Here is a 26,243-nt window from a genome sequence, read left to right on the forward strand (position 1 = left end):
GTCACTGAGCCGATCCGGGTCGCGGCAGACCCGACTGCTCGGTCCGCACCATGATCGCCCCGCACTCCTCGCAGCGCACCACCTCGTCCTCGTCGGCGGCGGCGATTCTCGACAGCGTCCGCGGATCGAGTTCCATCCGGCACGCGCCGCATCGACGCTGGCGCAGCAGTCCGGCGCCGACCTTGCCCTGCGACCGCAGCCTCTCATAGACCGCCAGCAGCGACTCGTCGACGCCCTCCACCACGGCCGTCCGTTTGACGGCGAGGTCGTCGATGCGTTCGTCGACCGCGACGCCCGCGGCGTCGCGCCGTGCGATCAGGTCGAGTTCGCGTTCGGTGGCGTGCAACAGCGCGGCCTCGGTGCGCTCGGCTTCCGCCGTCGTCGCCTCCTGCTGCTCCATGATCTCGAGGAGTTCGGTCTCCAGGTTCTCCGACCTGCGCTGCAGACCGGTCACCTCGTGCTGGAGTTCGGCAAGTGCCTTGTGGTTGAGCGCACCCGACTCGATCTGCGCCTGGTCGCGCCGCAGGTGCTCCGTCGTGCCCGACAGTTCCGCGTCGATGCGCTCGTACTCGCTCTGCAGATCGTCGACCGCCACCTGAGCACGGGCGCGGTCCTCACGGATCTTCTCCATCTCCTCGGTGAGTCGGGCCAGCTCCGCGACCTCCGGGAGGCTGCGGCGTTCGTGGCGAGCCTTCGCGAGATCGGCATCGATCTCGGCCAGGTCGAGCAGTCGGCGCTGCTGAGCGTTCGGGACCTTCACTGCTGCTCCTTGGGGCCGGCGATCACCGTGAAGGGATCGGTCGGGTCTTGGAATACGGTCGTCCGGCAACCGATCTCGGTCAGGATATCGGCGACGCTCTCGCACCACGGGAACTCGGTGGCCCAATGGCCGGCGTCGACCAGGGCCGGCGATCGGTCGCGTAGCGATTCGTCGACCACGTGGTGGCGCAGATCGCCGGTCAGGTAGACGTCGGCGCCGGCCGCGCTCGCCGCACCGATGAGCGAGTCACCGGCACCACCGCACACCGCGACGGTCTCCACCGTCGCAGCCGGATCACCCGCCCCGCGGACCGGCCACGCCGCGGCGGGCAGGACGCGTCCGGCGTGGGCGACGAACTGGCCGAAGGTCATCGGCTCGGGCAGTCGTCCCACCCGGCCCAGACCCACGTCACCGTCCGTGACGGCCTGCTCGAACACGTCGAAGGCCGGTTCCTCGTACGGGTGCGCCTCGCGCAGCGCACCGAGGACCAACCGGCGCAGATGCCGCGGCGCGACCATCTCGAGCCGTTCCTCATCCACCCGGGTCAGGGCTCCGACGGCCCCCACAGCGGGCGAGGCACCGTCCACCGGCAGGAATTGTCCGGTACCGACCACACTCCATTGGCAATTGCGGTACTCGCCCAGAGCGCCCGCCCCGGCGTTGAACATCGCCTCACTCACCTGATCCGCGCTGCCCTCGGGGACCATCACCACCCATTTGTCCAATGCCGGCGCGGGCTCGGGAGCCAGCGGCACGGTGTCGAGGAGACCGAGCGTCTCCGCGAGCGCATCCGACACGCCCCGGCGTGCCTTGTCCGCGTTGGTGTGCGCGGCGTACAGCGCGCATCCGCCCCGGATGAGGCGATGCACGATGCGGCCCTTGGGAGTGTCGGCGGCCACCGACGTGACGCCCCGCATCAGCAGTGGGTGGTGGGCCACGATGAGCGTCGCACCGGCTTCGAGCGCGGCGTCGACCACGGCGTCGGTGACGTCGACGCAGACCAGCACGCTGTCCGCGGGTTCGGCCGGGTCGCCGCAGACCAAGCCGACGGCGTCCCAGCTCTCGGCGAGCCGGGGCGGGTACACGCGCTCCAGCTCCGCGATCACCTCGTCCAGTCGCGGGCTCGGCAGACGGGGACTCATGTGGCCTCACTCTCTCGGCTCTGTCGGGTGAAGGGCGGTGCGTTCTCCGCCATCACATCTTGCAACGCGCCGACGAGCACGTCGGTGAGTTCCGGGCTCCGGACCGCGATGCGCAGATGGTCCGGTCCGAGCCCGACGAAGTTGGCGCAGCTGCGAACGCCGATCCCGCGGTGACGCAGGCGTTCCTTCACCTGCAGCGCGTTCGGCACCCGGATCAGCACATAGGATGCCGCCGCGTCCGCCGCGGGCGGCCACCCGCACTCGGCGAGCCGGGTGCTCAGATACGCGCGATGCGCTGCCACCGCCTCGCTCTGGGCCCGCGCGTACGCCTGCCCTTCGTCGCCGGCGCACACCGCGAGCGCGACGAGCGCGAGCGTGCCCAGCGGCCAGTGCCTGCGGCCCGTCGAGAGCCGCGCGATGATCGCAGGCGAGGCCAGCAGGTAGCCGGCGCGCAGCCCCGCGAGCGCGAACGTCTTCGTGATCGACCGGACGACGATCAGATCGTCGGAGCGCTCTCCTGCCAGCGACTGCGGTTCGTGGGCGCCGGTGACCGGGTCGAGGGTGAGATCGGCGAAGGCCTCGTCGATCACCACGGTCCGGCCCGGCCGCCGGAGCGAGTCGATGTGCGCGCGCGTGTGCAGCACGGACGTCGGATTGGTCGGGTTGCCGACCACCACCATGTCTGCGTCGTCGGGAACGTGGACGTCCGCCAGCGACCAGGGGTCGGTCAGGATCACCTGACTGATGCGCGCACCGGCGGCACGCAGCACGCGCTCGGGCTCGGTGAACGACGGCTGGACCAGCGCGACGTGTTTCGGTGCGAGCTTGGCGAGCAGTTCGAACCCTTCGGCCGCACCACCCAGCAACAGCACCTCCGACCGATCGCGGCCGTGCAGGCGCGCCACCGCGCTGGTGGCCGCGGTCAGGTCCGCCGCACTCGGATATCGGCCCAGATCGGCGATCCGATCGCGCAACGCCGAGACGAGGAATTCCGGCGGGCCCGGCCGCACGTTCACGGCGAAGTCGATCACACCCGGAGCGGTGTCCTCGTCGCCGTGCCGATCGGGATCGAAGAACTCGGCCGATCCGGACGGCGTCTGCTCAACGACGGACGTCGTCTGCGAGTTGCCCGGTTTCATGACCTCTGACACTACGTGCACGGTCGACGGCACGGGCCCGGGCCCCGCGCCCGGCACGTCGAAGGACTGCCGCGGCCACACGCCCGGCCTCGTCCGAGGGCGTCGGTCACGTGTGCGACGTACTACAGTCGAATGTGACAACGCCCCGAGTCGGGACGGTCGGCGTGAGGATCGGTTCCCCGGACAGGTCACGGCCGCGATGGCTGCCGCCGGGCACGCAGCCGTGATGGGAAGAACAACAAACGACTGGACTGCGACGCGGTTCACCAAATCGTGTGAGGAACTCGGTGTCTGACAACTCGCCCCGCACACTGCACGTGTGCTTCGTCTGTTCCGGCAACATCTGCCGCTCGCCCATGGCGGAGTCGATCTTCACCTCGGCGATCGAGGAGGCCGGCCTGGCCGACCGCGTCCGGGTGAGCAGCGCCGGAACCGGCGGCTGGCACATCGGCGAGCCCGCCGACAACCGCGCGCGGACCGAACTGCTCGCCCACGGCTACTCCGATCAGCACGTCGCCGCCCAGCTGACGCCCGATCACCTGTCGGCCGACCTGCTGGTCGCCGCCGACAGCGGTCACGTCGCCGAGTTGGAACGCAAGCGACTCGGGGATCGGGTCCGGCTCCTGCGCAGTTTCGATCCCGACGCCGACGGCGCTGATGTCCCCGATCCGTTCTATGGCAGTCCGGCGGATTTCACCTTGGTTCGCGAGCAGGTCGAGGCCGCCGTTCCCGGGCTGCTGGCGTGGGTGCACGCGACCCTGGCCGACGACGACTGACCGAGCCGATTCCAGCAGCCAGTAACCTGGAGTCGTGCGTGTGCTCAAGACCTTCCTGCGACCGGGCTGGCTGCTCCTGGCCGTCTTCGTGGTCACATTCGCGGCCGCCTGTTTCACGGTTCTCGCGCCGTGGCAGCTGGGCAAGAACTCCGACACCGAGCACCGCAACGACCTGATCCGTACGGCCGAGTCCACCGCTCCGGTCCCGATCGACGAACTCGCCCCGGCCGGCCGGCCGCTGAATCCGGATTCCGAGTGGCGCGAGGTCGAGGTCACCGGCCGGTACCTGGACGACGAACAGACCCTCATCCGCCTCCGCAGTGCCGACGAGCGTCCCTCCGTGGAGGTCGTGACCCCCTTCCAGGTGGCCGGCGGTGATCGCGTTCTGTTCATCGACCGCGGCTACGTGCGGCCCGGCGACAACAACCGCGTCGACGTCGCGCCCGCACCGACCGGCGAGGTGACCGTCACCGCGCGCCTGCGCAAGACCGAGTCGACGAGCCCGGGCAAAGAACCCCGCGTCGAGAACGGGCAGCGCACCGCATACACCATCGACACCCGCCTCTTGGGGCAGTCCACCGGCCTGACCAGCGAGAATCTCTATCTTCAGCTGTCTCCGAACCAGCCCGGCTCACTCGGCGAGATCGCTCTGCCGCAACTCGAGTCGGGCCCGTACCTCTCGTACGGACTGCAGTGGCTGGCCTTCGGTGTCATGGCCCCGTTGGGCGCCGCGTACTTCATCTACTCCGAGGTGAAGGCGCGTCGCGCCGCGAAGAAGACCGGCGACGACACCGCCGCTCCGCCGCCCCCGCCGCGCAAAGACCGCGAGCGCATCCGCAGCCAGCTGCGCGAAGCGGGAACTTTCACCGGCAACGACATGACGGCCAAGAAGACCGCCGAGATCGGTGGCGGCGCGGCGCCCGCCGACACCGACGACGAGGTGAAGGCCAAGCTCGCGCAGCGCTACCGCAGCTGACGGAGAATGCGCACGGTCAGCTGAACAATCCGCTCAGCAGGTCGCCGAGCGAGCCGGCTACGGACCCGCTGCTGCCGACTGATCCGCTGCTGCCCATGTCGGGGCCGGACCCGCATCCGGTGACCGTGACGCTGCGCCATTGGCGGTCGCCCAGCCACTCCGGCTGTTCGTTCGGCGTCTGGCCGTTGTTTCCGGGAGGGCCGAGCACGATTCGGTAGTCGACGCGATGGGTGGAGGCACCGGGGTTCGGAAGCGCCGGGTTGAACGTCCCGGTCGGGTTCTTCAGATCCTGCACGTAGGTCGCCGTCACCGGTGCCCGGTCCGAGACCATGGTGCGGTTGTCGACGGTGTTATCGGGTACCTCGTCCGGCCAGGTCGGCGAAGCAGCCTTCGATGACATGCCACCGGTCCGGTAGATCTCGAACGGAATATCCTCGACCATTCGTCCGGCTTCTTCGTCGATACGCCAGTCGATCGTGTATGTCGTCACGTTCGTCTTGTTCACAATGGAGAACTCGGCCTTGCAGCCGCCGAGGTTCTTCGCCGAGAATGTGACGGCCCCTTCGGGCGTACCGGGGGCCGGCACCGCATTCGCCGGTGGAGCCAGCACCGTCAGTGTTCCTGCTGCTGCGCCGAGTACTGCGAGTTTGGCACCGTGCTTCATCGGGTCTCCCTTCGAGGATGGTTCGCGAACGATATCAATTCAGACGAATCACCACCGCGCGCTCGGACGCCGTTCACCTGTTCGTTCACCACCGATGCGAGTCACCGCGCGTCGTTCCTGACCGTCCGCGCCTGCCTGCCAGACGCACCGCCACCGCCACGGCGACGACGGCCGAGAGCCGTTGAATCCGGCGCGACAGCACAACCGCCGCGCGCAGATCGGATGCGAGCGGCGCCCGGCCGTCGCCCAGCCGCGGTCGGTCCTCCACCCCGTGCGGGTACACCGTGCGACCGCCGAGTTCGATGCCGAGGGCCGCCGCGAACGCGGTTTCCACCACCCCGGCGTTCGGGCTGGGGTGTGCTCCGGCGTCTCTGCGCACCGCACGCCACACGGTCACGGGCCGGCCGCTCACCAGCGCCGCGGCCACCGCCGTCATCCGAGCCGGCGCGAGATTCGCGGCGTCGTCGATCCGCGCCGCCGCCCACCCGAAGTTCCGGTACCGGTCCGAGCGGTAGCCGATCATCGCGTCCAGGGTGTTGACCGCCCGATAGCCGAGCAGGCCGGGCGCGCCGGCGACCGCGCCCCACAGCAGCGGTGCGACCGCGGCGTCGGACGTGTTCTCCGCGATGGATTCGACGGCGGCGCGGCAGATCCCGGACTCGTCGAGCAGATCGGGGTCCCGTCCCACCAGTCCCGATACCAGCCGGCGCGCCCGGTCGACGTCACCGGATTCGAGGGCTCCGGCGATATCGTCGCCGATCCGGCACAACGACGTGCCGCCGAGCGCGGTGAAGGTCGCCGCCGCGGTGCCCGCCGGGCCCGTCCGCCGCGCCAGGGCACCGACCGCGACCGCGACTGCGATCCATCCTCCGGCGAAGACCGCGCCGGCCGGTCTGGCGTCGGCGTACGCCCGTCGCTCCAGCCAGGCCACGGCGCTGCCGAACAGCGCCACCGGGTGTCCTCGCCGCGGGTCGCCGAAGACCGCATCCGCGACCGCTCCGATCGCCAGTCCCGCCGCCTCCGCCCGATTCCTGCGCATCCGGTGATCGTATCGGCGACTAGAATCGGTCCCCGATGGCCACCGCACGTTCCGAGCCCGAGCCGGGCTCATTCGAGATCTCCACCGGCGTCGCCGAGCTCGCCTCCGACCGCGAGGGTGGCTGGCTGCTGACCGTCAACGGTGTGCAGAGCAGTCACATCGCGCCCGCTCGTCCGGACCTGCTCGAGTTCGAGTACATGCGGCAGGCGGTCGCCGCCGTCGAGGACCGCTATCCCGACCGGTCCGCGGGACTGCGATTCTTACACCTCGGCGCCGCGGCATGCGCGCTGCCCCGCGCTCTGGCGCACACCTATCCCGCCTCACGCCATGTCGCCGTCGAGATCGACGCCGAACTCGCCCGGCTCGCCCGCGAATGGTTCGACCTCCCGCGCGCACCCCGTCTGCGAATCCGGGTGGGCGATGCGCGGGAGGTGGTGACCGGTCTGCGCGAACAGACGCGCGACGTGGTGATCCGCGACGCCTTCGCCGAGAGCCTCACACCCGACCATCTGAAGACGGCTGAGTTCACCCAGGCGGTGCGTCGCGTGCTCGCCCCCGGAGGCCTCTACATCGCCAACTGCGGCGACCGTCGCGACCTCAAGTCCGTCCGGAGCGAGGTCGCCACCGTCGCCGAGGTGTTCGCGAACATCACCCTGATCGCCGACCCGTCGATGTTCAAAGGGCGGCGCAGCGGCAACGTGGTCGTCGTGGCGTCCGACGGCCCGGTCCCCGACTCTCCCGAACTGGAACGGCGGCTGCGCTCCGATCCCGAACCGGCCCGGTTGATGACCGGCGACGCCGCGCGGGCGTTCGGTTCCGGCGCCGTCCTGCGCGACGGCCCCGCCACCCGGCCCGGCATTGTTTGATTCACTGCGGGCACAACGGTCGACGACGGCGTCCTCGCCCGGCATCGTCGAAGACCTGCGGGTGTGGCTGAGTGGCGAGGCAGCGGTCTGCAAAACCGTGCGACGCGGGTTCGAATCCTGCCATCCGCTCCATTCATCCGCGTTCAGCCGCCGTAGTCCTCGAACATGAGACGGCGCTGGTGCCATCGCTGGCTGTAGGTGGCCTTTCGGACCACCTCTTCGTTGTCGAAGTTGGAGCCGAGTGCACCGGCCATGGTCCCCATCGACGCCGCGAACCAGCCGATGACGAGGTAATCGACAACCGAGACGGCGTGGCCCAGTCGGCTCGCCAGATACGCCGGCTCCACGACCGCCGTGGCCAGTACGGTCAGTCCGACGAAGAGAATCACGTGCATGAGTGTCACCGCCGACGAGACGGTCACGACGGTGGAGGCATTGTCCAGCGAGCCGCTCTGCGGTGCCAGGTTCCGACGTCGACGGGTCCAGAGCCCGTTGCGCAGGATCAGCCACGAGCTGAGCGCAGCGATCACGCAGACGCTGACCGCCGCCAGACGTGCGAACGACATCGAGTCGGCGATCGGCCACACGCTCCCGAAGAAGATGCCGAAGGCCCCCGAGGCCATACCGACGGCCGTGCAGCCGCGCAGCGCCCGCCCCATGGCGGCCGGCCGATTGCTGTGCACCATCCCGGTCAGCATTCGCGCATGTCCGAGCGGACCTCGTACACCATCGTCGGGTAGCTGAGATGCGGGTGGCCAGACGTGGCTGTGGCCGCCCGGGCGGTAGTCCACGCCGGTGTCGGTCTCTGCGTCCGCTCGGAGTATCTCGCGAACGAGCGTGCGCACCTTGGTGCGCCGTCGCGTACAGCCGAGAGTCGGGACGAACACGACGACCGCCGGTTCACCCGCGGCGAGCAGATAGCGGAGGGCCGACCGCCCTCGATAGTGAGTCAGGTCCGTGAGATAGACGACGTATCGCCATCGGTGGCGCCGCAAGAGGTCCGGCGTGCGTTCGGCGAGGGGAATCGCGCCGCTCGGAGCGATCGGCAACGACTCCTCGCTGACTTCCACCGACCACTGCCCGCCGAGGTCGTCACCGAGATCTTCAGCGAGGCCGCCGCCGATCGCCTCCGCGAGTTGCCGGGGTGCGCCGGGGTCCGCCAGCAGACCGACCGTCGGCGGCGGCCAGAGCCGGAGATCGTCCGGCTCGGCCGCGTCGGCGCGGGTTCCATGTGCATCTGCTGCGTTCGAGACGTATTCACCCACGCCGACGCGGGTACCCGACTCGATCGTCGCCAAACGCGAGCGGACGTCCCCGATCCGCGGCCCGGTTCCTCGTCATGATTCCGGACCGGCGGTGGGCTAGCGTCACAGACTGTGTGCAACGAAACCGAAGCCACGGCAGCGGCGGCACGAGGTCACTACCTGCGGACACATCTGGCCCGCGCGGAGCGGTGGGGCGAGACGCCCTCGCTCGTCTGGGCACGGACAGGCGCCCGGCACGCCGAGCTCAATCGGGTGCTGTGGTTCACCGCGGACGATGTCCCCGCCTGCCTCGAACTGATGGACGACGTGCCAGCGCTCTGGTCGCTGTGGCCGGGGACCGAGGGTCTCGCCGACGTGGAGGCAGCGATGCGCGAATCAGGCCTCGCTGCGGTGGAGGAAGAGCCGCTCATGACGCTGCCACTCGCGCGGTGGGCGTTGCCGACGGACGACGTGACGACCGACCGCGACGCTTCCGAAGTGACGATCCAAGCCTGCAGGTCGCTCAGGGATCTCGATCGCTGGGCGCGCTTCTGGGCTGCCGAGGATGCCGCTTCCGAGCACCTTCCCGGTATCACTGCGGCGCTGGCACCGTTCACCGGATTCGGCCTGCCCGAAAGCGGTTCGGCCGCACCGATCGTGACGCATTTTCTGGCGCTCCACCGTGGAAGAGTCGTCGGGTGTTCAGCGGCGGTGGTCGCCGGAGTGTCCGCGGCTGTGGAACACGTGATCGTCGCTGCGGAGTGGCGCTCCCGTCGGATCGGAACGCGTCTCACCGAAGCCGCGCTCGACCGCGCCGTGCTCGGCGGCGCGAAGACGTGCGTGCTCACCGCCTCGCCCGAAGGAGAAGGCCTGTACCGACGGCTGGGATTCTCGGAGATCTGCCGCGTGCAGAGCTACGGTCGGCGTCCGGTGGCGTGATGCCGGGGTGCGATGCCGAGCCGTCACCGAGCATCAGGTGGGTGGTGCGCGCAAAGGGATTCGAACCCCTGACCGCTGGTGTGTAAGACCAGAGCTCTACCGCTGAGCTATACGCGCCCGGCCGAGACGTGCTGCGGCCCACACCAAGATATCGGCTCGGCGGCGTCGGGCCCAAACCGGGATACGCGCGGCCGCTACGGCTAGCGTGAAGCGGAGCCCCCATTCCACGGAAGGATGCCCAGTGACGACCATCGTGCCGCAGGAACCGCTGATCAGCGCCCTCGAGACGCAGTGGAAGGCCATCGACGACCTCGTCTCCCCACTATCCGACGCGCAATGGACCGCCGCGTCGCCCCTGCCCGGGTGGCAGATCCGCGACATCGTCGCACACATCGCGGGCACCGAGTCGATGCTGGCCGGCAGGCAGCCCGCGTCGTCCATCGACACCTCGCAGATCGCCCACGTGAAGAACCCGATCGGCGAACTCAACGAGCGGTGGATCGACCACTACCGATCGCGGTCCCGCGACGAGCTGATGACCGACCTCCGCACGGTGACCGCTGAGCGCAGCAAGGCGCTGCGCGGCATGACCGAAGGCCAGTGGGACGCCGAGACGGCCACGCCCGCCGGTCCGGACACCTACGGGCGATTCATGCGGGTCCGCGACTTCGACTGCTGGGTGCACGAGATCGACATCCGCGACGCGCTCGGCCTCGGCGTCCCCGAGAACGTGGAGCCGGCGCACTGGGCGCTCCGCGAGATCGAGAGCTCGATGCCGTACGTCGTCGGCAAGAAGGCTCGCGCCGAGGTCGGCAGCACTGTCCGTTTCGACATCACCGGCCTGTATCCGTTCACCTTCTTCGTCGTCACCGAGGACCGCGCCGCGGTGGTGCCGGCCGTCGACGGAGAGCCCGACGTCACGCTCCGCCTCGACGGGCTCGACCTCGCCCGTTCGGTCGGCGGACGGCCCAGCGCCGGCGACGCGGAGGTGGAGGTCACCGGCGATACGGAACTCGGCGCGGCGATCATCCGCAGCCTGCATTACCTCATCTGAGCTCTCCCGGTCCCCCGCCCGCCGACGCCGGGACCACGTTCGACTCGACCGGGAACTGTGACTCAACCGACACGCTCGGGCGTTGCGGCGAGTGTCGCACGTCCGGTGCAATGTAATTGTTGTGACTACTGAGACTCCTGTTACCGACGACCGCCGCCGCACGCGCTTCCGCCGCGGGCGGCGACTCACTGCTGCTGTCATCGCGGCGGCCGCCGTAACGACGATCGTCGCGCCCGCGGCGTCGGCCAAGACCGACGTCGCCGGAACGCTCGACGCCGTCTCCCGGATCATCACTCAGAATCTGAGCACGCAGCGCGGAGTCTCCGACACACCGTTCGACGTTCCGTCGTACCTCTGGGTGCTGACTCATCCGCTCGGATCCGGCACTCAGAACCTGCCGCGCCCGAATCAGAAGACGATGTGCAACACCGTGATTCAGATCGGCGATTCGACGTCGGTGGGTCTGGACAACTCGCTTCGCGTGCCCAGCCCCACCGACCGCATGACCCCCCAGTACCGGCGCGTGGGCGCGAAGAAGGTCTATCTCGACGCGGCCAACGGCCGTGCGGTCGTCGAACCGGCCGGCGGCCGCCCCAGCGGACTCGAAGCGATCGACGATCAACGCCGCCGCGGCCACGACGGCTGCTGGGTCATCGCACTCGGAGCCAACGACGCGGCACGCATCGCGGAGGGCAGTCATATCAGCGCCGACCGCCGCATCGACCTGGTGATGCACCGTCTGGCCGGCCGACCGGTTCTCTGGCCCACGGTGCGCACGGGCGACGGAGCCCTACCCCAGTACGCCGACGCACACATGCGCGCATTCAACGCGGCGCTCCGCCGTGCTGCGCACCGCTACCCGAACCTGCGGGTCTACGACTTCGCCGCGCATACGGACCGGTCCTGGTACGTCGACGGGGTGCACTACACCCCGGACGCGATGATTCAGCGCAACCGCCTGCTCGCGACCGCGCTGGCCACCTCGTTCCCCCGGCGCTGAGCCCGGCGCCTCGGTCACACCGTCACGCGGCCCGACCGGTGGAACGGCGCTACTGCGCGACAGCCGCCAACGCCGCGTCCCAGGTCTCGTCGCCGCGCTGTTCGCCCGGACCGACCATCGCCGAGTACGCCACGACACCGTCGCGCCCGACAACGAACGTCCCGCGATTGGCGAAGCCGCGCTCGGCGTCGAAGACGCCGTACGCCTCCGCCACCGCACCGTGCGGCCAGAAGTCCGAGAGGATCGGGAACAGGAAACCCTGCGCCGACGACCACACCTTGTGAGTCGGGGGCGGGCCCACCGACACCGTGACCACGGTGACGTCGTCGTTGTCGAAACGCGGCAGATTGTCGCGCAGAAAGCCGAGTTCGCCTTCGCACGTGCCGGTGAAGGCCAGCGGGAAGAAGACGATCAGCACATTGCGGTCGCGCAGCGCGGAGAGCTTGACGACCTGATTGTTCTGGTCCCGCAACTCGAAATCCGGGGCGAGAGTCCCCGTCGCGAGGGGTGCGGCCACCGACTGAGCGGCCATCAGCGCTTACCCGCGCGCGCCTTCGGCGTGACCAGACGGGCGCCGGACCAGTCTCCGAGATTGACGACGGAGGTCTGCGTGAGTCCGGCGGTCGGCGCGGCCTCCGCGATCTCGCTGGGATCGACGTAACCGTCGCGGCCGGTCTTCGGCGACAGCACCCAGATGAACCCGCCCTCGGCGAGCGGACCGATCGCGTCCATCAGCGCATCGACGAGGTCTCCGTCGTCGTCGCGCCACCACAGCACCACGGCGTCCATGACGTCGTCCGCATCGTCGTCGAGCATCTCGGCATCGATCGCGTCCTCGATCTCGATTCGGAGATCATCGTCGGTGTCCTCGTCCCACCCGATCTCCTGCACCACCATGCCGTTGGTGAAACCGAGCTTGACAGCCCTGCCTTCTGGGGCGGTTACCACCGCGTACGACCTCCATTCGATGTAGCGGGCCGTGCATTCCGCACGTGCCGAGCCACGCCACGACGGCGCAACTTATGTGACAGCGTAAAGGCAAACTACCCCCGAGCACAGTGTCTAACCGCCCGAAGTACGGGATTGGTGCTTCTCTGCAACGGATTCGGGACGGTTCACGCCGATCCCGCGGGGAGATACCCCGCGCACGTGTCGAGTAGTGCGGTACGGTCCGCGTCCCATCTGTCGGAGGCGCCGTTGAGCGCTTGGCGCCGCTTCGCCTGAATCTGCTCGGCCAGGCGTTCGGCACTGGCGACGAACGCCTCCACCTGCGCGTCGACCTTCTCCGGCACCTCGGGCGAGACGGCCTTGCGGACCTCCTCGGCACCCGTGTCGAGAGTGTCGACCGCCCAGCGGTCCTCGGATCCGACCTTCGCGTAATCCTGGACCTCGTTGAGGCGTTTGACGAAGGCGTTGTAATCGCGTGCCATCACACCGGCCGAAGTGATCACCTGCTGGCACAATCGGACGACGGCGACCTTCTCCGCTTCGGAGGATCCCGCGCGGGCGACGGTCCTGGTGACCGTGCCGACGGAGACCGTCGGACTCGGCGAATCGTCGTCCGATGAGCACGCCGGGACGGCGGCGACAGCGGTCAGCGCCGTCGCCGCGACCACGATCGACCGAGCCGTCCGGCCCACGAGGTCCCCCTTTCGGGAGAGAAGCAGCGGATACGCCGACGCTACCGCACCCGAGCGGCATGTGACTGGACACATCTTGCGCCAGAGCCGGTGATTTGCGGCACGATATAGGCAAGGCCGCACCATCGTTCCGCGGCACGTATCCGGCCGCCCCACCCCGGCGGCCCCGACATGCAGTTCGCGGCGGCAATCGCTTCGGTGGACTGCGAGATAGGTGGCAGACAGTGACTGATCAGATCGCCGGCACCGACAAGGCCGGCGCGCCGGCGTCGAGCGGGAGCCGCGTTCAGGTCATTCGGGACGGCGTCGCGTCCTACCTGGTCGACAACGACCCCACGGAGACCGACGAGTGGCTCGAGTCCTTCGACGCCATGCTCGCCGACGCGGGCCCCGAGCGCGCGCGGTACCTCATGCTGCGCATTCTGGAACGCGCGGAGGACAAGCGTGTGGGCATCCCCGCGTTGACGAACACCGACTACGTCAACACGATCCCGACCGAACTGGAACCCGAGTTCCCCGGGGACGAGGATCTGGAGCGCCGCTACCGCGCCTTCATCCGGTGGAACGCCGCGATCATGGTCCACCGAGCGCAGCGGCCCGGCATCGGCGTGGGCGGCCACATCTCGACGTACGCGTCGTCGGCCTCGCTCTACGAAGTCGGCTTCAACTACTTCTTCCGCGGCCAGGATCATCCCGGCGGCGGCGACCAGGTCTTCATCCAGGGCCACGCCTCACCCGGCATCTACGCGCGCGCCTTCCTGGAAGGACGCATCGACCAGGCGCGGCTCGACGGCTTCCGTCAGGAGCAGAGCCACGCCGGCGAAGGCGGCGGGCTGCCGTCGTACCCGCATCCCCGGTTGATGCCGGAGTTCTGGCAGTTCCCCACCGTCTCGATGGGCCTGGGCCCGATGAACGCGATCTACCAGGCCCGGTTCAACAAATACCTGCACGCGAACGGCATCAAGGACACCTCCGACCAGCACGTCTGGGCGTTCCTCGGCGACGGTGAGATGGACGAGCCCGAGTCGCGCGGTCTGGCGCAGGTCGCCGCCATCGACGGGCTCGACAACCTGACCTTCGTCATCAACTGCAATCTGCAGCGGCTCGACGGCCCGGTCCGCGGCAACGGAAAGATCATCCAGGAACTGGAGTCGTTCTTCCGCGGCGCGGGCTGGAACGTCATCAAGGTGGTGTGGGGCCGCGAGTGGGACGATCTGCTGCACGCCGACAAGGAGGGTGCGCTGGTCAACCTGATGAACCGCACCACCGACGGCGACTACCAGACCTACCGGGCCAACGACGGCGCGTTCATCCGCGACCACTTCTTCGGCCGTGATCCGCGCACCAAGGAACTCGTCAACGATCTCTCGGACGAGGACATCTGGAACCTCAAGCGCGGCGGTCACGACTACCGCAAGATCTACGCCGCATACGCCGCCGCCATGGCCCACAAGGGACAGCCCACGGTGATCCTGGCGAAGACGATCAAGGGCTACACGCTCGGCAAGCACTTCGAGGGCCGCAACGCGACCCACCAGATGAAGAAGATGACGCTCGACGATCTGAAGGCCTTCCGCGACACCGCGCATGTGCCGATCACCGATGCGCAGCTCGAGGCCGACCCGTACCTGCCGCCGTACTACCACCCGGGTATGGACTCTCCGGAGATCCAGTACATGCTGGAACGGCGCAAGCAGCTCGGCGGATTCGTCCCGAGCCGCAAGGTGGCGGCCAAGCCGCTGCAGGCCGATCCGGCACCCGCCCTCAAGGCCGTGGCATCGGGCTCGGGCAACCAGCAGGTGGCGACCACCATGGCGCTGGTCCGCATCTTCAAGGAGCTGCTGCGCGACAAGGAGGTCGGCAAGCGCATCGTTCCGATCATCCCGGACGAGGCCCGGACCTTCGGCATGGACTCCTGGTTCCCCACCTTGAAGATCTACAACCCGCACGGCCAGAACTACACGTCCGTCGACGCCGAACTGATGCTCGCCTACAAGGAGGCGGAGAACGGCCGGATCCTGCACGAGGGCATCAACGAGGCCGGTTCCACAGCCAGCTTCACCGCGGTCGGCACGTCGTACGCCACGCACGGCGAGCCGATGATCCCGCTGTACATCTTCTATTCGATGTTCGGCTTCCAGCGGTCCGGCGACGGTCTCTGGGCCGCGGCCGACCAGATGGCCCGGGGATTCGTCATCGGAGCCACCGCGGGCCGCACCACGCTGACCGGTGAGGGTCTGCAGCACGCCGACGGACACTCTCCGCTGCTCGCCGCGACCAACCCGGGCGCCGTCTCCTACGACCCGGCGTTCGCGTACGAGCTCTCGCACATCGTCGTCGACGGTCTCGAGCGCATGTACGGTCCGGATGCGGAGAACGTCTTCTACTACGTGACCGTCTACAACGAGCCCATCACCCAGCCGGCCGAGCCGGAGGATCTGGACGTCGCGGGGCTGCTCAAGGGCATCTACCGGTACCGGAGGGCACCGCAGCCCGCGGCGCACTTCGCGAACATCCTCGTCTCGGGCGTCACGATGGGCGATGCCCTGCGCGCCCAGGACCTGCTGGCGCAGGAGTGGGACGTGGCCGCCGACGTGTACTCGGTGACCTCGTGGTCGGAACTCGCCCGCGACGGCATCGCCGCCGATCGGGCCGAACTGCGCAGCCCGGGGTCCTCGACGCGGCCGTACCTCACCGAGGTGCTGCAGTACGCCAAGGGCCCGTTCGTCGGCGTCTCGGACTACATGCGCGGCGTCCAGGAACAGATCCGCGCGTACGTTCCGGGGACGTATCTCACCCTCGGCGCCGACGGCTTCGGATTCTCCGACACCCGCCCCGCCGCACGCCGCTACTTCAACATCGACGCCGAATCCATCGTCGTCGGAGTGCTGGTGGCGCTGGCCCGCGACGGCAAGATCGACCGCACCGTCGCGGCCGACGCCGCCCGGAAGTACCAGATCGACGACGTCTCGGCTGCTCCCGAGCAGACCAGCGACCCCGGCGTCGCCTGACCGGTCCGACCACCCGAACGCCGGCGACCTCGCGTCGCCGGCGTTCGGTCGTCTCGGCGCGGGGGACGTTCGACGGACAGCGCCCGCGACCATCGGCCCAGTCCGGCCGGCCGATACGACCCGGCCACAGCGGGTCGCGAGCGGTCTACATTGAATCCGTGCCTGATGCCGAACCCGACCCCCGTCTGAAGACGACGCGCGCCACCGACGTCTTCGGCGCGCGCGGCGCCCACGTGCCCGCGCCGGCCACCGTGCACGACGCGCTGCCCGACACCCTGTTGCGCCGCGTGAAGCAGTACAGCGGCCGACTGGCCACCGAAGCGATCCACTCGATGTCCGAGCAACTACCCTATTTCAGCGACCTCGACGCGGCGCAGCGGGCCAGCGTGCAGTTGGTGGTCCAGACGGCGGTCGTCAACTTCGTGGAGTGGATCCAGGACCCGGAGGGGAACGTCAAGTTCACCGTCCAGGCATTCCAAGTGGTCCCCCAGGACCTGGCCCGGCGCATCTCACTGCTGCAGACGGTCGAGATGGTGCGCGTGGCGATGGAGTTCTTCGAGAAGTGGCTTCCGCTCCTGGCCCGGAACGACGCCCAGCTTCGCGCACTCACCGAATCGGTGCTGCGGTACGGCCGGGAGATCGGATTCGCCGCCGCCGCGATCTACGCCTCGGCCGCCGAGTCGCGCGGCGCGTGGGACTCGCGCATGGAGGCACTCGTGGTCGACGCCGTGGTGCGCGGTGACGAGGGCCCGCAGTTGCTCTCGCGCGCGGCGGCACTGAACTGGTCCACCGACGCCGCGGCGACGGTGATCGTCGGATCTCCGCCCCCGGAACAGAACGTGTCGGTCGCGTTGACGCTCCACAACACCGCCAAACAGTACGACCGCGCCGCACTCTCGGTGGTGCAGGGCAGCACCCTCGTCGCGATCGTCGAGGGGCCGCTGCGGCCGTCCGACCGCTTTCTCACCGACCTCCTCGAGCACTTCGCCGAGGGTCCCGTGGTGATCGGCCCGACCACGCCCAACCTGGGATCGGCCCACGCGAGCGCTGTCGAGGCCATGGCCGGACTCCGGGCGGTGGTCGGATGGCCCAACGCGCCGCGACCGGCTTACAGCTGGGATCTGCTTCCCGAGCGGGCGCTCAACGGCGACCGCTCAGCGATCGAGACGATGGACGAGACGATCGTGGAACCCCTGAGCGGTTCGGAGACCCTCGTCAACACCGTCGAGGCCTACCTCGACAGCGGCGGCCAGGTGGAAACTTGTGCCAGGGAACTGTATATCCATCCAAATACTGTGCGGTATCGCCTAAAGAAGGTGGCCGACATCACCGGACGTGACGCATCTAACCCCCGAGACGCTTTCGTTCTGCGTGTCGCACTGACCATCGGGAGATTGGCACGAAACCATCAAGGAACGCCCCATTCAGCCCCCTGAGTAACACTCGTCACGGCAAAGTAGCCGTATAGACCCTGTTCGGTGTTTGTCAGACTCGATCGCGTAACGGATCTCAACCCGATGACGATGGGAACACCGACAGAGTCACTTTTGTAGGAACCCTACAAATATCGCCGCCAAGGTTCGTACCCAGCAACACCACTACGACACAGCTGAAAGGTGTTCCCTAGTCACGTGCTTTCGTTGCTTGCGCCCGGCCAGGGCTCCCAGACACCCGGCATGCTCACCGAATGGTTGGAGCTGCCCGGGGCTCGTGACCGCGTCTCCGCGTGGTCCGAGGCCATCGGACTCGACCTCGAACGCCTCGGAACCACAGCGACGGCGGAGGAGATCACCGATACCGCGGTCACCCAGCCGCTCGTGGTCGCCGCCGCACTGCTCTCGTTCGACGAGTTCCGCCGCCGCCACGGCGAGTTGCCCGCGGACGTCGTGATCGCCGGACACTCGATCGGCGAGGTCGCCGCCGCCGCCGTCGCGGGCGTCCTGACGGCCGATGAGGCGATGATCCTGGCCGGCGTGCGTGGCGCCGAGATGGCCAAGGCCTGCGCGCTGGAGGAGACCACCATGGCCGCGATCCTCGGCGGCGATGAGACCGAGGTGCTCGCCTTCCTCGACGATCTCGACCTCGTGCCCGCCAACCGCAATGCGAAGGGACAGATCGTCGCCGCGGGTTCGGTCGTCGCCATCGACAAGCTGATCTCGGCGCCGCCCGCCAAGGCGCGCACGCGCAAACTGGCGGTCGCCGGAGCGTTCCACACTCGGTTCATGGCACCGGCGCAGGACGCGTTCGCCGAGGCAGCAGCGCAGATCACGCCCGCCGACCCCACCCGGACCCTGCTCTCGAACGCAGACGGCCGCCCCGTTCCCACCGGCGCCGAAGCCCTGCGCCGACTCGTCACCCAGGTCACCAGCCCCGTACGCTGGGACCTCTGTTCGGACTACCTCCGCGAGGCGGGCACCGACGCGATCGTCGAACTCGCGCCGGGCGGGACGCTCGTGGGCATCGCCAAACGTGAACTGAAGGGCGTGCCCTCGCGGGCCGTCAAGGTCCCCGCCGATCTGGAGGACCTCCCAGGACTTGGATAGCGGTCGGCAGCACCCGACCCCCGGAAGGCCTCACGGCCCGTCCACTCAGCACACGCTGACTCCGGAAAACCACATAGCAGTACAGAAACGAAGAAGGGAGCCACACCGTGGCCGCCACTCAGGAACAGCTCGTCGCAGGCATCGCCGAGATCATCGAGGAAGTCACCGGCATCGAGCCGTCGGAGGTGACGCTGGAGAAGTCGTTCGTCGACGATCTGGACATCGACTCGCTGTCGATGGTGGAGATCGCCGTCCAGGTCGAGGACAAGTACGGCGTGAAGGTTCCGGACGAGGATCTCGCCAGCCTGCGCACCGTCGGCGACACCGTCGCCTACGTCCAGAAGCTCGAGGCCGAGAACCCCGAGACCGCTGCAGCCATCGCCGCCCAGATCGAGGGCGGCCAGGCGTAGCATGACCGAGCTGCGTGACTTTTCCACTCGCGGTGGAGAGTTCCCCAGCGTGGTGGTGACCTCCATGGTCGCCACCACGTCCCTGGGAGCTGATCTCGACACGACCTGGGAAAATCTCGTCGCCGGTAAGACCGGCATTCGGGAGCTGACCGACGATTTCGTCGAGCAGTACAAATTGCCGGTCAGCATCGGTGGTCGTCTCGTCGACGACCCGACCAACGAAGTGACTCGCATCGAGGCGCGACGCATGTCGTACGTCGAGCGGATGTCGCATGTGATGAGCAAGCGCCTGTGGGCGCAGGCCGGCGAGCCGGAGGTCGACCCCGACCGGCTCGGCGTGGTTCTCGGCACCGGCATCGGCGGCGCGGACTCGCTGATCGACGCCGACCGAGCTCTGAAGGACACCGGCAACTACCGCAAGGTGTCGCCGCTGGCCGTCTCGATGGCGATGCCCAACGGGCCCGCGGCCGTCGCAGGTCTCAACATCGGCGCACGCGCCGGCGTCATCACCCCGGTCTCGGCATGCTCGTCGGGTGCGGAGGCGATCGCACACGCATGGCGTCACATCGTCATGGGCGACGCCGACATGATCGTGTGCGGCGGCGTCGAAGGACACATCGACGCGGTGCCGATCGCAGCCTTCAGCATGATGCGCGCGATGAGCACCCGGAACGACGATCCGGCGTCCGCGTCGCGCCCGTTCGACTCCGACCGCGACGGATTCGTCTTCGGCGAGGCCGCGGCCATGCTCGTCCTCGAGCGGGAGGACCACGCCAAGGCGCGCGGTGCTCACATCCACGCTCGGCTGATGGGCACCGGCATCACCTCGGACGGGTTCCACATCGTCGCCCCCGACCCCTCGGGGCAGGGCAACACCCGCGCGATGGCCCGAGCCCTGCAGACCGCCGGTCTGCAGAAATCGGACATCACGCACGTCAACGCGCATGCGACGTCCACCCCCATCGGAGACACCGCAGAATCGCTGGGCATCCAGGCCGCCGTGGGCAACCACGCAGCCATCTACGCGCCCAAGTCAGCCCTGGGCCATTCGATCGGCGCCGTCGGCGCTCTCGAAGCGGTCCTGACCATCAAGTCGGTGGAGGACTCCGTCATTCCCCCGACGCTGAATCTGGACAACCTGGATCCGGAGTGCGGCGACATCGACGTCGTACACGGTGAGGCTCGCCGCGGACAGATCGACTTCGCGCTGAGCAACTCCTTCGGATTCGGTGGGCACAACGTGGCCTTGGCATTCGGCCGATACTGATCCCCAACCCCCGCATAGGAGAACCCGATGACCACACTGGCACCCATCCCCGGCCGTGAGGAGGCGACGGATCCGCGCGATCCGTTGCTGCGGTTGACTAGCTTCTTCGACGACGGAACCGTCGAGCTGCTGCATCCCCGAGACAAATCGGGTGTGCTGGCGGCGATCGGCGACGTCAACGGTGTTCGCACCGTCTCCTATTGCACCGATGGCACCGTGATGGGCGGTGCCATGGGGATCGTCGGCTGCGCTCACATCGTGAACGCGATCGACACCGCGATCGCCGAGCAGGCGCCCGTCGTGGGCATCTGGCACTCGGGCGGCGCTCGACTGGCCGAGGGCGTCGAGGCCCTGCACGCTGTGGGGGGCGTGTTCGAGGCCATGGTGCGCGCATCGGGTTACGTGCCGCAGATCTCCGTGGTGGTCGGGTTCGCCGCGGGCGGTGCCGCGTACGGACCGGCCCTGACCGACGTCGTGATCATGGCTCCGGAGGGCCGGGTCTTCGTGACCGGGCCCGACGTGGTCAAGAGCGTCACCGGCGAGCAGGTCGACATGGAATCGCTCGGCGGACCGCACACCCACGGCAAGCGCTCCGGCGTCAGCCACATCACCGCCGACTCGGAGGCCGACGCGTACTGGCGCGCCCGCCGTCTGGTCGGCACGTTCTCGCAGCAGGGTCACTTCAACCGGGAGAAGGCGGAGGCCGGCGACACCGACCTGCGCGCACTGCTGCCCGAGTCGAATCGGCGCGCCTACGACGTCCACCCGATCGTCGAGGCCCTCCTCGACACCCAGCTCGCGGCGGACGGCGAGTCGGAGGTCACCACCTTCGAGGAGTTCCAGGCCAAGTGGGCCCCGAACATCACCGTCGGCTTCGGCCGCTTGTCGGGCCGCAGCGTGGGCATCGTCGCGAACAACCCGCTCCGGATGGGCGGTTGCCTGAACTCGGAGGCCGCCGAGAAGGCCTCCCGCTTCGTGCGCCTGTGCGATGCCTTCGGTGTGCCGATCATCGTCATCACCGACGTCCCCGGCTACCTCCCGGGCGTCGGCCAGGAGTGGAACGGCGTCGTGCGCCGCGGCGCCAAGCTGCTGCACGCGTTCGCCGAGTGCTCGGTGCCGCGTGTCACGCTCGTGACACGCAAGATCTACGGCGGCGCCTACATCGCCATGAACTCGCGCGCCCTCGGCGCCACCGCGGTCTTCGCCTGGCCGGGCTCCGAGGTCGCCGTCATGGGCGCCAAGGCGGCCGTCGGCATTCTGCACAAGAAGACCCTCGCCGCGGCCCCGGAGGAGGAGCGCGAGGAGCTTCACGAGCGCCTCGCCCAGGAGCACGAGCAGATCGCAGGCGGCGTCGGCCGTGCCCAGTCGATCGGCGTCGTCGACGAGATCATCGATCCGGCCAAGACTCGCAGCATCATCGCCGAGGCCCTCGCTTCGGCGCCTGCCCGACGCGGACGGCACAAGAACATTCCGCTGTGACGCGCACTTGGAGCGCATGAGTTCGACGATGTCCCCGGACGCCTGTACGGCGCCGGGGACATCGTCGTTCCCGGCGGACTGCGCCGGCCCGTCGTCCGTCGTCCGTCGAGGAACACATCCGCACCAAAAAGAACTAGCGCAACACGCACATCACAAGGCATACTTTGTATCAGCAGTGTGATATCCGAGTTCCGGCGTAGGTGCGCTTGGGGAAGACGTTCCTCGTCGAACCGGAGGTGAAAAGGTGCGCAATCTGAATCAGTTTGCGGACATGACGAGCGGCGTGGTCTACATCCACGCCTCTCCCGTCGCGCTGTGCCCGCACGTGGAGTGGGCGCTGTCGTCGACTCTGAATGCGCGGGCCGACCTGAAGTGGTCCGAACAGGACGCCGAGCCCGGCCGCATGCGTGCGACCGTCGACTGGACGGGGCCGGTCGGTACCGGCGCACGGCTGACCAATGCGCTGCGCGAATGGTCCGGCCTGGTCTTCGAGGTGACCGAGAACCCCAGCGAGGGTGTCGACGGCGAACGCTTCTGCTATCTGCCGGGGCTGGGTCTGTGGCGTGGGTCCACCGGAGCCAACGGTGACGTGATCGTCGGAGAGATGCAGTTGCGCGCGCTGATGGACGCACAGCCCGACAGTGCCGGCCTGGCCGGAGAGCTCGATGCCATCCTCGGCACCGCGTGGGACGAGGGCCTGGAGAACTACCGCATGGGCGGTGTCGGCGCAGAGGTCACGTGGCTGCGCCAGCGGGTGGGCTGAACAGCCGCCGCACCCCGGTTCTTCGACAGACGACGGCCGCTCGGAGCGTTCTGCTCCGAGCGGCCGTCGTCTGTCGCGAGCTCTGTCCTAGGTACTCAGCGGGTAACGCAGCCGAGCCGTCACGGTGCCGTTCCAGATGTCGGAGACGATCTCGGACGCGCGAACCGGAATCACCCGGCCGCCCGTCTGCAGCACCCACACCGCGATGCGTGACAGCAGGTCGTAGCCGTCGTCGGCGTACGTGACGTCGCCCGTCTCGTTGTCCAGGCGCCCGAGGACGTCGACGGTGAAGTCGTACACCAGGGTGTCGACGTTGCCCGCGACCGCCGCCCGTGCCACATCCACGAGGTCGGTCGCGACGAGGCCCTTGGCCACGCCGTCGGCGATCTTCTCAACCGTCGCGTTGGCGCGGCGGGAGTTGATGTCCGCGAGTTCCTGGCGGATCCTGGCATCGATCTGCACCGCCGTCAGTTCGTCGGGGCTTCCGGGCACCGCGACGAGTTCGCGGAAGCCGCGGTCGAGGTTCCGGTACATGTCCAGCAGCGGATCGGCGGCGAACACGAACAGCGGGCGCTCGGCGGACGGGTCATCGGCGTCGATCGCCTTCACCACCACCTCGTGCACGCGTTTGGCGTACGTCTCGAGGAGCAGCTTGGTGCCCTCGTCGCCGTGCAGCCGACGGGCATGGATCCGTCCGCGCACCGTCGCGCGATTGGTGGCCTCCGCGACATCGCCGATGCCGTCTGCCTCCACCTCCATCTCCGACGCCAGCTCCGTTCCGGACGCCTGCCACAGGTTCCACCCGTCGGCCGACAGCGTCAGCGCGTAGGCGTCCTGCGGGGCCGCCGCCGCGCGCACCAGCTGTCCGACGTCGAAGTAGCTGCCGACCTGAAGCTGGTTCTCCAACTGGTTCGGGAGGACGAACATCTCCGCCTCTTCCGGAGTGATGAACACCGCCAGCGAGTGCGACAGCTTGCGCCACCCCTCGTCGGCGAGAATCGCCGTGGTCCTCTCGCGCAGGGCCGACTCCAGCGCGTGGTTCCCGCCGCCGTTGCGGAGCGACCGGATGGCGCGGTCCATCGCGCTCTTGACCGTGGTTCGGGCGAGATCGTACTGCGCGGCACTGGCCTGCGCATAGACGGTCACCGCGTGATCGCGCGGCGACCCGAGTTCGAGCAGCTCCGTCGTGGTCGGGAGTTCATAACGTGCCACGAAACGCCTCCTTCGGGTTCTCGGGTGCGAACGCGGCGACGACGCGCCCCCGCACCCGACTGACTCCACCCGGATGTGAGGCGAGACCGCGTCCTGGTTCCGAGGCTACCCGCCGGAGCCGTCGAGTTCGTCGAGTATTTCCTGGTTGAACTCACTCCAGAGGGGCTTGGCCCACGGCCCGAAAGGCCGGTCGGTGAGGACCACCGCGGCGGCCCGCCGGTCGGGGTCCACCCACAGGAAGGTCCCGGCCTGGCCGAAGTGCCCGTGAGTCCGCGGGGAATGAGCGGGAGCCGTCCAGTGCGGGCTCTTGGTTCCCCGGATCTCGAAGCCGAGGCCCCAATCGTTCGGCCGGTGCTTACCGTAGCCGGGGACGAATCCGTCGAGCCCGGGAAACTGCACCGACGCCGATTCCGCTGAGAGACCAATGGAGATCAGCCGGGGTGCGAGCCGCTCGGCGGCGAACCGGGAGAGGTCCGCGACGGTCGACCGTGCACCGTGCCCGGCCGGACCGTATAGTTCCGTCGCCGTCAGTCCGAGCGGATCGCAGACGGCCTCGCGCAGATAGTGGGCGAAGGCGATGCCGGTCTCCGCTTCCACCGCTTCGGCTAGCACCTCGAATCCCGCGCTCGAGTAGATCCGCTGTTCGGCCACGCCTGCGACCACCTGCCGGCTGTCGAAGGCCAGGCCCGATGCATGCGCCAGCAGGTGCGCGACGGTGGCTCCGGGCGGGCCGGCGGGAGTCCGCAGATCGATCGCGCCCTCTTCCACCGCGACGAGCACGGCCTGCGCGACGAGGAGCTTGGTGACCGACGCGAGCTCGTACACGCGGGCGAGGTCGCCGAACGTTCCGGCGGTTCCCTCCGCGGTGAGCACGGCCGCGGAGACGTTGTCGACAGGCCAGTCCGAAAGCGTCTCGAGTGATCTCACGCCTACCGACCCTACTCACCGGCACGATCGCGCGTTCGGTGTCCCGGCGTGGCGGGATCCCGCTCCACCCTGACGATGTTGACCGACCGCGCGTAGACCGACTCCACTGTCAGCACCACCGCGCACAGGATCGCGATCGTGCCCGGTACGAAGACCAGCAGATCGTCGATCCTGTCCCATGCGGCCGGACTCCACAGCGCGACCCACGTCAGCATCAACGCCACCACCGTCGAGAGTTCGCCGAGAAAGCTCACCACCACGAACAGCAACGCGGCCCGCCGGTGACGCCGCACCGACGTACGCGAGAAGTGGAAGTTGGCCGCGAACGCCAACAGCAGGACCGCGAACAATGACAGCAGCAGCCCGAGATCGTCACTCGTCAGCTCACGCACGACACTCCCCGTCTCCGATCGGTGCGGTCAGCGGCCCGGCGTCGGCGTGCCTGCGGGAGCGGGCGTCTCGACATCGGTGTTGACCGAGGGCTTTCCGTCGGAGCCCGTCGTGAACTGGTCGTCGTCGAGCGTGGAGGTGACGTCGTCGACGTCGCCGAGCACGGCGTCGACCCGCTCCACCGGGATCCCGCAGTTGTTGATCGCCTCGGAGACCCACTTCTTCGTCAGCCGGTCCTTGCCGTCAGCATGCGCCTGGTCCACCGTGCCGTCGAGGATCGTCGCCGACCGCCGGAGATCGGGTACGTCGGCGCAGACGTGGAAGACCGAACCGCCCTTGGTGTAGTACACGCGGTTCTCGCCCGTCAGCTGCTCGACCACATTGGTCTCGACGCCGTACTGCTCCACCGAGGGCGGATCCCAGTCGGCGCCGGCCAATCCGACCAGAGCCGCGACGACGATCGCCACTGCGCCCGCGATCCCCTTCTGCTTCCCGTCCATGTCCTTGTTCAGGAAGATCAGGACGATCAGCGGGAGGAAGGCGATCACCGTGACGATCACGCCGAGCTGGTTCTGAACGAAGAATCGGACCCGGTCCTTCTCGGACGCCGGATCGTAGCGATTGGCCTTCTTCCACAGCAGCGATCCGGCCAGCGCGAACGCGCCGATGACGACGATCATCACGATCAGCAGCCACATCCGGAGCGGATCCTGACGCAGCACCCAGAAGATGGTGACGAGTTCACCCGCGATCGCAACTGTCCACAGCACTGCGGCGACGATGCGCAGAGTCAGAGCCGTCGACTTCGCCTCCGGCGAGGCCGCCCAGGCTCCGCCCTCGACGGTCTCGCGCTCGGCGATCTCCGCTCCCCGCTCGGCACGTGAACGCGAGCTCCTCTTCTCGGTCATCTCTCCCCTTCGCCGCCGGCAGTCGGACCTCCGGCCGCTGCCCGGGCCCACTGCATATGAAGATCCGCCGGCCCGATGAGCCGGCGGATCTTCA

The 26,243-nt window shown here is 68.5% G+C and carries 26 protein-coding genes and 2 tRNA genes; 14 read left to right on the forward strand and 14 right to left on the reverse strand.

Features of this window, described 5'->3' with window-relative positions:
• Position 1: 1 nt before the first annotated feature.
• Genes ACK8HH_RS11620 through cobC form a run of 3 tightly spaced genes read right to left on the reverse strand, consistent with a single transcriptional unit; the run spans position 2 to position 3,041 of the window.
• Positions 2–760 carry a zinc ribbon domain-containing protein gene (locus ACK8HH_RS11620; protein WP_006895235.1) on the reverse strand — a complete coding sequence of 253 codons (759 nt, stop codon included), beginning with the start codon at positions 758–760 and terminating at the stop codon, positions 2–4.
• A complete protein-coding gene (locus ACK8HH_RS11625; RefSeq protein ID WP_006895234.1) occupies positions 757–1,902 on the reverse strand; it encodes a Nif3-like dinuclear metal center hexameric protein in 1,146 nt (381 codons plus the stop codon). Before ACK8HH_RS11625 ends, ACK8HH_RS11620 begins: the two co-directional genes overlap by 4 nt.
• Positions 1,899–3,041, reverse strand: a complete 1,143-nt coding sequence (cobC, locus tag ACK8HH_RS11630; RefSeq protein WP_081598072.1) for an Rv2231c family pyridoxal phosphate-dependent protein CobC — start codon at positions 3,039–3,041, stop codon at positions 1,899–1,901. Before cobC ends, ACK8HH_RS11625 begins: the two co-directional genes overlap by 4 nt.
• A gap of 287 nt (positions 3,042–3,328) precedes the next feature.
• Here cobC and ACK8HH_RS11635 point away from each other — a divergent pair, with 287 nt between their 5' ends.
• Together ACK8HH_RS11635 and ACK8HH_RS11640 are read left to right on the forward strand one after the other, a co-directional pair.
• On the forward strand, positions 3,329–3,817 hold the full coding sequence (locus ACK8HH_RS11635) for a low molecular weight protein-tyrosine-phosphatase (RefSeq protein WP_006895231.1): 489 nt from the start codon (positions 3,329–3,331) through the stop codon (positions 3,815–3,817).
• Positions 3,818–3,851: 34 nt separating this feature from the next.
• Positions 3,852–4,793: an SURF1 family protein gene (locus ACK8HH_RS11640; RefSeq protein ID WP_045538695.1), complete on the forward strand. Its 942-nt coding sequence runs from the start codon at positions 3,852–3,854 to the stop codon at positions 4,791–4,793.
• A 16-nt stretch (positions 4,794–4,809) separates the two neighbouring features.
• Here the strand turns inward: ACK8HH_RS11640 and ACK8HH_RS11645 are convergent, their stop codons facing one another.
• Both ACK8HH_RS11645 and ACK8HH_RS11650 read right to left on the reverse strand, forming a co-directional pair.
• Entirely contained in the window at positions 4,810–5,457 is a 648-nt protein-coding gene (locus ACK8HH_RS11645; protein WP_045538697.1) for a hypothetical protein, read from the reverse strand.
• An 85-nt stretch (positions 5,458–5,542) separates the two neighbouring features.
• On the reverse strand, positions 5,543–6,496 hold the full coding sequence (locus tag ACK8HH_RS11650) for a cobalamin biosynthesis protein (protein WP_062366639.1): 954 nt from the start codon (positions 6,494–6,496) through the stop codon (positions 5,543–5,545).
• A 35-nt stretch (positions 6,497–6,531) separates the two neighbouring features.
• On the opposite strand from ACK8HH_RS11650, the gene ACK8HH_RS11655 reads away from it, so the two are divergent.
• Together ACK8HH_RS11655 and ACK8HH_RS11660 are read left to right on the forward strand one after the other, a co-directional pair.
• The gene (locus ACK8HH_RS11655) at positions 6,532–7,362 is read left to right on the forward strand and encodes a spermidine synthase (RefSeq protein WP_412475189.1); all 831 of its coding nucleotides are present in this window, start codon (positions 6,532–6,534) and stop codon (positions 7,360–7,362) included.
• A 57-nt stretch (positions 7,363–7,419) separates the two neighbouring features.
• Positions 7,420–7,494 (forward strand) — tRNA-Cys (locus ACK8HH_RS11660).
• A gap of 11 nt (positions 7,495–7,505) precedes the next feature.
• Here the strand turns inward: ACK8HH_RS11660 and ACK8HH_RS11665 are convergent.
• On the reverse strand, positions 7,506–8,627 hold the full coding sequence (locus ACK8HH_RS11665) for a hypothetical protein (RefSeq protein ID WP_412475190.1): 1,122 nt from the start codon (positions 8,625–8,627) through the stop codon (positions 7,506–7,508).
• Between the two features lie 111 nt (positions 8,628–8,738).
• Here ACK8HH_RS11665 and ACK8HH_RS11670 point away from each other — a divergent pair, with 111 nt between their 5' ends.
• Positions 8,739–9,545: a GNAT family N-acetyltransferase gene (locus tag ACK8HH_RS11670; protein WP_412475191.1), complete on the forward strand. Its 807-nt coding sequence runs from the start codon at positions 8,739–8,741 to the stop codon at positions 9,543–9,545.
• A 42-nt stretch (positions 9,546–9,587) separates the two neighbouring features.
• Here the strand turns inward: ACK8HH_RS11670 and ACK8HH_RS11675 are convergent.
• A tRNA-Val gene (locus ACK8HH_RS11675) sits at positions 9,588–9,662 on the reverse strand.
• Positions 9,663–9,786: 124 nt separating this feature from the next.
• On the opposite strand from ACK8HH_RS11675, the gene ACK8HH_RS11680 reads away from it, so the two are divergent.
• Complete coding sequence (locus ACK8HH_RS11680; RefSeq protein WP_062366632.1) at positions 9,787–10,599, forward strand: maleylpyruvate isomerase family mycothiol-dependent enzyme; 813 nt, start codon at positions 9,787–9,789, stop codon at positions 10,597–10,599.
• Positions 10,600–10,720: 121 nt separating this feature from the next.
• A complete protein-coding gene (locus ACK8HH_RS11685; RefSeq protein WP_006895219.1) occupies positions 10,721–11,599 on the forward strand; it encodes an SGNH/GDSL hydrolase family protein in 879 nt (292 codons plus the stop codon).
• Between the two features lie 49 nt (positions 11,600–11,648).
• Here ACK8HH_RS11685 and ACK8HH_RS11690 read toward each other — a convergent pair whose 3' ends face one another.
• The 3 genes from ACK8HH_RS11690 to ACK8HH_RS11700 all read right to left on the reverse strand — a co-directional run bounded on the left by ACK8HH_RS11690 (position 11,649) and on the right by ACK8HH_RS11700 (position 13,239).
• Positions 11,649–12,131: a redoxin domain-containing protein gene (locus ACK8HH_RS11690; protein ID WP_006895216.1), complete on the reverse strand. Its 483-nt coding sequence runs from the start codon at positions 12,129–12,131 to the stop codon at positions 11,649–11,651.
• Entirely contained in the window at positions 12,131–12,547 is a 417-nt protein-coding gene (locus ACK8HH_RS11695; protein WP_006895215.1) for a DUF3052 domain-containing protein, read from the reverse strand. The genes ACK8HH_RS11690 and ACK8HH_RS11695 overlap by 1 nt, the downstream gene beginning before the upstream one ends.
• Before the next feature lie 167 nt (positions 12,548–12,714).
• Positions 12,715–13,239 (reverse strand): hypothetical protein, encoded by a 525-nt coding sequence (locus tag ACK8HH_RS11700; RefSeq protein ID WP_412475192.1) that lies wholly within the window; start codon positions 13,237–13,239, stop codon positions 12,715–12,717.
• A 224-nt stretch (positions 13,240–13,463) separates the two neighbouring features.
• On the opposite strand from ACK8HH_RS11700, the gene aceE reads away from it, so the two are divergent.
• The 7 genes from aceE (at position 13,464) to ACK8HH_RS11735 (ending at position 22,712) form a co-directional block, all read left to right on the forward strand.
• Positions 13,464–16,250, forward strand: a complete 2,787-nt coding sequence (gene aceE, locus ACK8HH_RS11705) for a pyruvate dehydrogenase (acetyl-transferring), homodimeric type (RefSeq protein WP_045537684.1) — start codon at positions 13,464–13,466, stop codon at positions 16,248–16,250.
• Between the two features lie 158 nt (positions 16,251–16,408).
• Complete coding sequence (locus tag ACK8HH_RS11710; RefSeq protein ID WP_006895210.1) at positions 16,409–17,686, forward strand: PucR family transcriptional regulator; 1,278 nt, start codon at positions 16,409–16,411, stop codon at positions 17,684–17,686.
• A gap of 195 nt (positions 17,687–17,881) precedes the next feature.
• Positions 17,882–18,793, forward strand: coding sequence for an ACP S-malonyltransferase (locus tag ACK8HH_RS11715; RefSeq protein WP_412475193.1), 912 nt, complete (start codon positions 17,882–17,884; stop codon positions 18,791–18,793).
• Between the two features lie 107 nt (positions 18,794–18,900).
• Positions 18,901–19,203, forward strand: a complete 303-nt coding sequence (gene acpM / locus ACK8HH_RS11720) for a meromycolate extension acyl carrier protein AcpM (protein WP_006895207.1) — start codon at positions 18,901–18,903, stop codon at positions 19,201–19,203.
• Position 19,204: 1 nt separating this feature from the next.
• Positions 19,205–20,470: a KasA/KasB family beta-ketoacyl-ACP synthase gene (locus tag ACK8HH_RS11725; protein ID WP_062366627.1), complete on the forward strand. Its 1,266-nt coding sequence runs from the start codon at positions 19,205–19,207 to the stop codon at positions 20,468–20,470.
• A 27-nt stretch (positions 20,471–20,497) separates the two neighbouring features.
• Complete coding sequence (locus tag ACK8HH_RS11730; protein WP_006895204.1) at positions 20,498–21,949, forward strand: acyl-CoA carboxylase subunit beta; 1,452 nt, start codon at positions 20,498–20,500, stop codon at positions 21,947–21,949.
• A 244-nt stretch (positions 21,950–22,193) separates the two neighbouring features.
• Positions 22,194–22,712: a DUF3145 domain-containing protein gene (locus tag ACK8HH_RS11735; protein WP_045537680.1), complete on the forward strand. Its 519-nt coding sequence runs from the start codon at positions 22,194–22,196 to the stop codon at positions 22,710–22,712.
• Positions 22,713–22,799: 87 nt separating this feature from the next.
• Here ACK8HH_RS11735 and ACK8HH_RS11740 read toward each other — a convergent pair whose 3' ends face one another.
• From ACK8HH_RS11740 to ACK8HH_RS11755, 4 genes are all read right to left on the reverse strand, one after another.
• Entirely contained in the window at positions 22,800–23,924 is a 1,125-nt protein-coding gene (locus ACK8HH_RS11740) for a hypothetical protein (RefSeq protein WP_006895200.1), read from the reverse strand.
• Positions 23,925–24,029: 105 nt separating this feature from the next.
• Entirely contained in the window at positions 24,030–24,851 is an 822-nt protein-coding gene (locus ACK8HH_RS11745; RefSeq protein WP_006895199.1) for a serine hydrolase domain-containing protein, read from the reverse strand.
• Positions 24,852–24,862: 11 nt separating this feature from the next.
• Positions 24,863–25,243: a hypothetical protein gene (locus ACK8HH_RS11750; protein WP_412475194.1), complete on the reverse strand. Its 381-nt coding sequence runs from the start codon at positions 25,241–25,243 to the stop codon at positions 24,863–24,865.
• Positions 25,244–25,270: 27 nt separating this feature from the next.
• On the reverse strand, positions 25,271–26,149 hold the full coding sequence (locus ACK8HH_RS11755; protein ID WP_412475195.1) for a hypothetical protein: 879 nt from the start codon (positions 26,147–26,149) through the stop codon (positions 25,271–25,273).
• Positions 26,150–26,243: the final 94 nt, after the last annotated feature.

It is taken from the genome of Gordonia sp. LUNF6, from assembly GCF_047041125.1.
Classification (GTDB): Bacteria; Actinomycetota; Actinomycetes; order Mycobacteriales; family Mycobacteriaceae; genus Gordonia; species Gordonia sihwensis.

Coding starts and splice junctions, on each gene's coding strand:
- ACK8HH_RS11730 (WP_006895204.1), top strand. CDS start 20,498: ATGACCACACTGGCACCCATCCCCGGCCGTGAGGAGGCGACGGATCCG.
- ACK8HH_RS11625 (WP_006895234.1), bottom strand. CDS start 1,902: ATGAGTCCCCGTCTGCCGAGCCCGCGACTGGACGAGGTGATCGCGGAG.
- ACK8HH_RS11645 (WP_045538697.1), bottom strand. CDS start 5,457: ATGAAGCACGGTGCCAAACTCGCAGTACTCGGCGCAGCAGCAGGAACA.
- ACK8HH_RS11755 (WP_412475195.1), bottom strand. CDS start 26,149: ATGACCGAGAAGAGGAGCTCGCGTTCACGTGCCGAGCGGGGAGCGGAG.
- ACK8HH_RS11655 (WP_412475189.1), top strand. CDS start 6,532: ATGGCCACCGCACGTTCCGAGCCCGAGCCGGGCTCATTCGAGATCTCC.
- ACK8HH_RS11690 (WP_006895216.1), bottom strand. CDS start 12,131: ATGGCCGCTCAGTCGGTGGCCGCACCCCTCGCGACGGGGACTCTCGCC.
- ACK8HH_RS11650 (WP_062366639.1), bottom strand. CDS start 6,496: ATGCGCAGGAATCGGGCGGAGGCGGCGGGACTGGCGATCGGAGCGGTC.
- cobC (WP_081598072.1), bottom strand. CDS start 3,041: ATGAAACCGGGCAACTCGCAGACGACGTCCGTCGTTGAGCAGACGCCG.
- ACK8HH_RS11725 (WP_062366627.1), top strand. CDS start 19,205: ATGACCGAGCTGCGTGACTTTTCCACTCGCGGTGGAGAGTTCCCCAGC.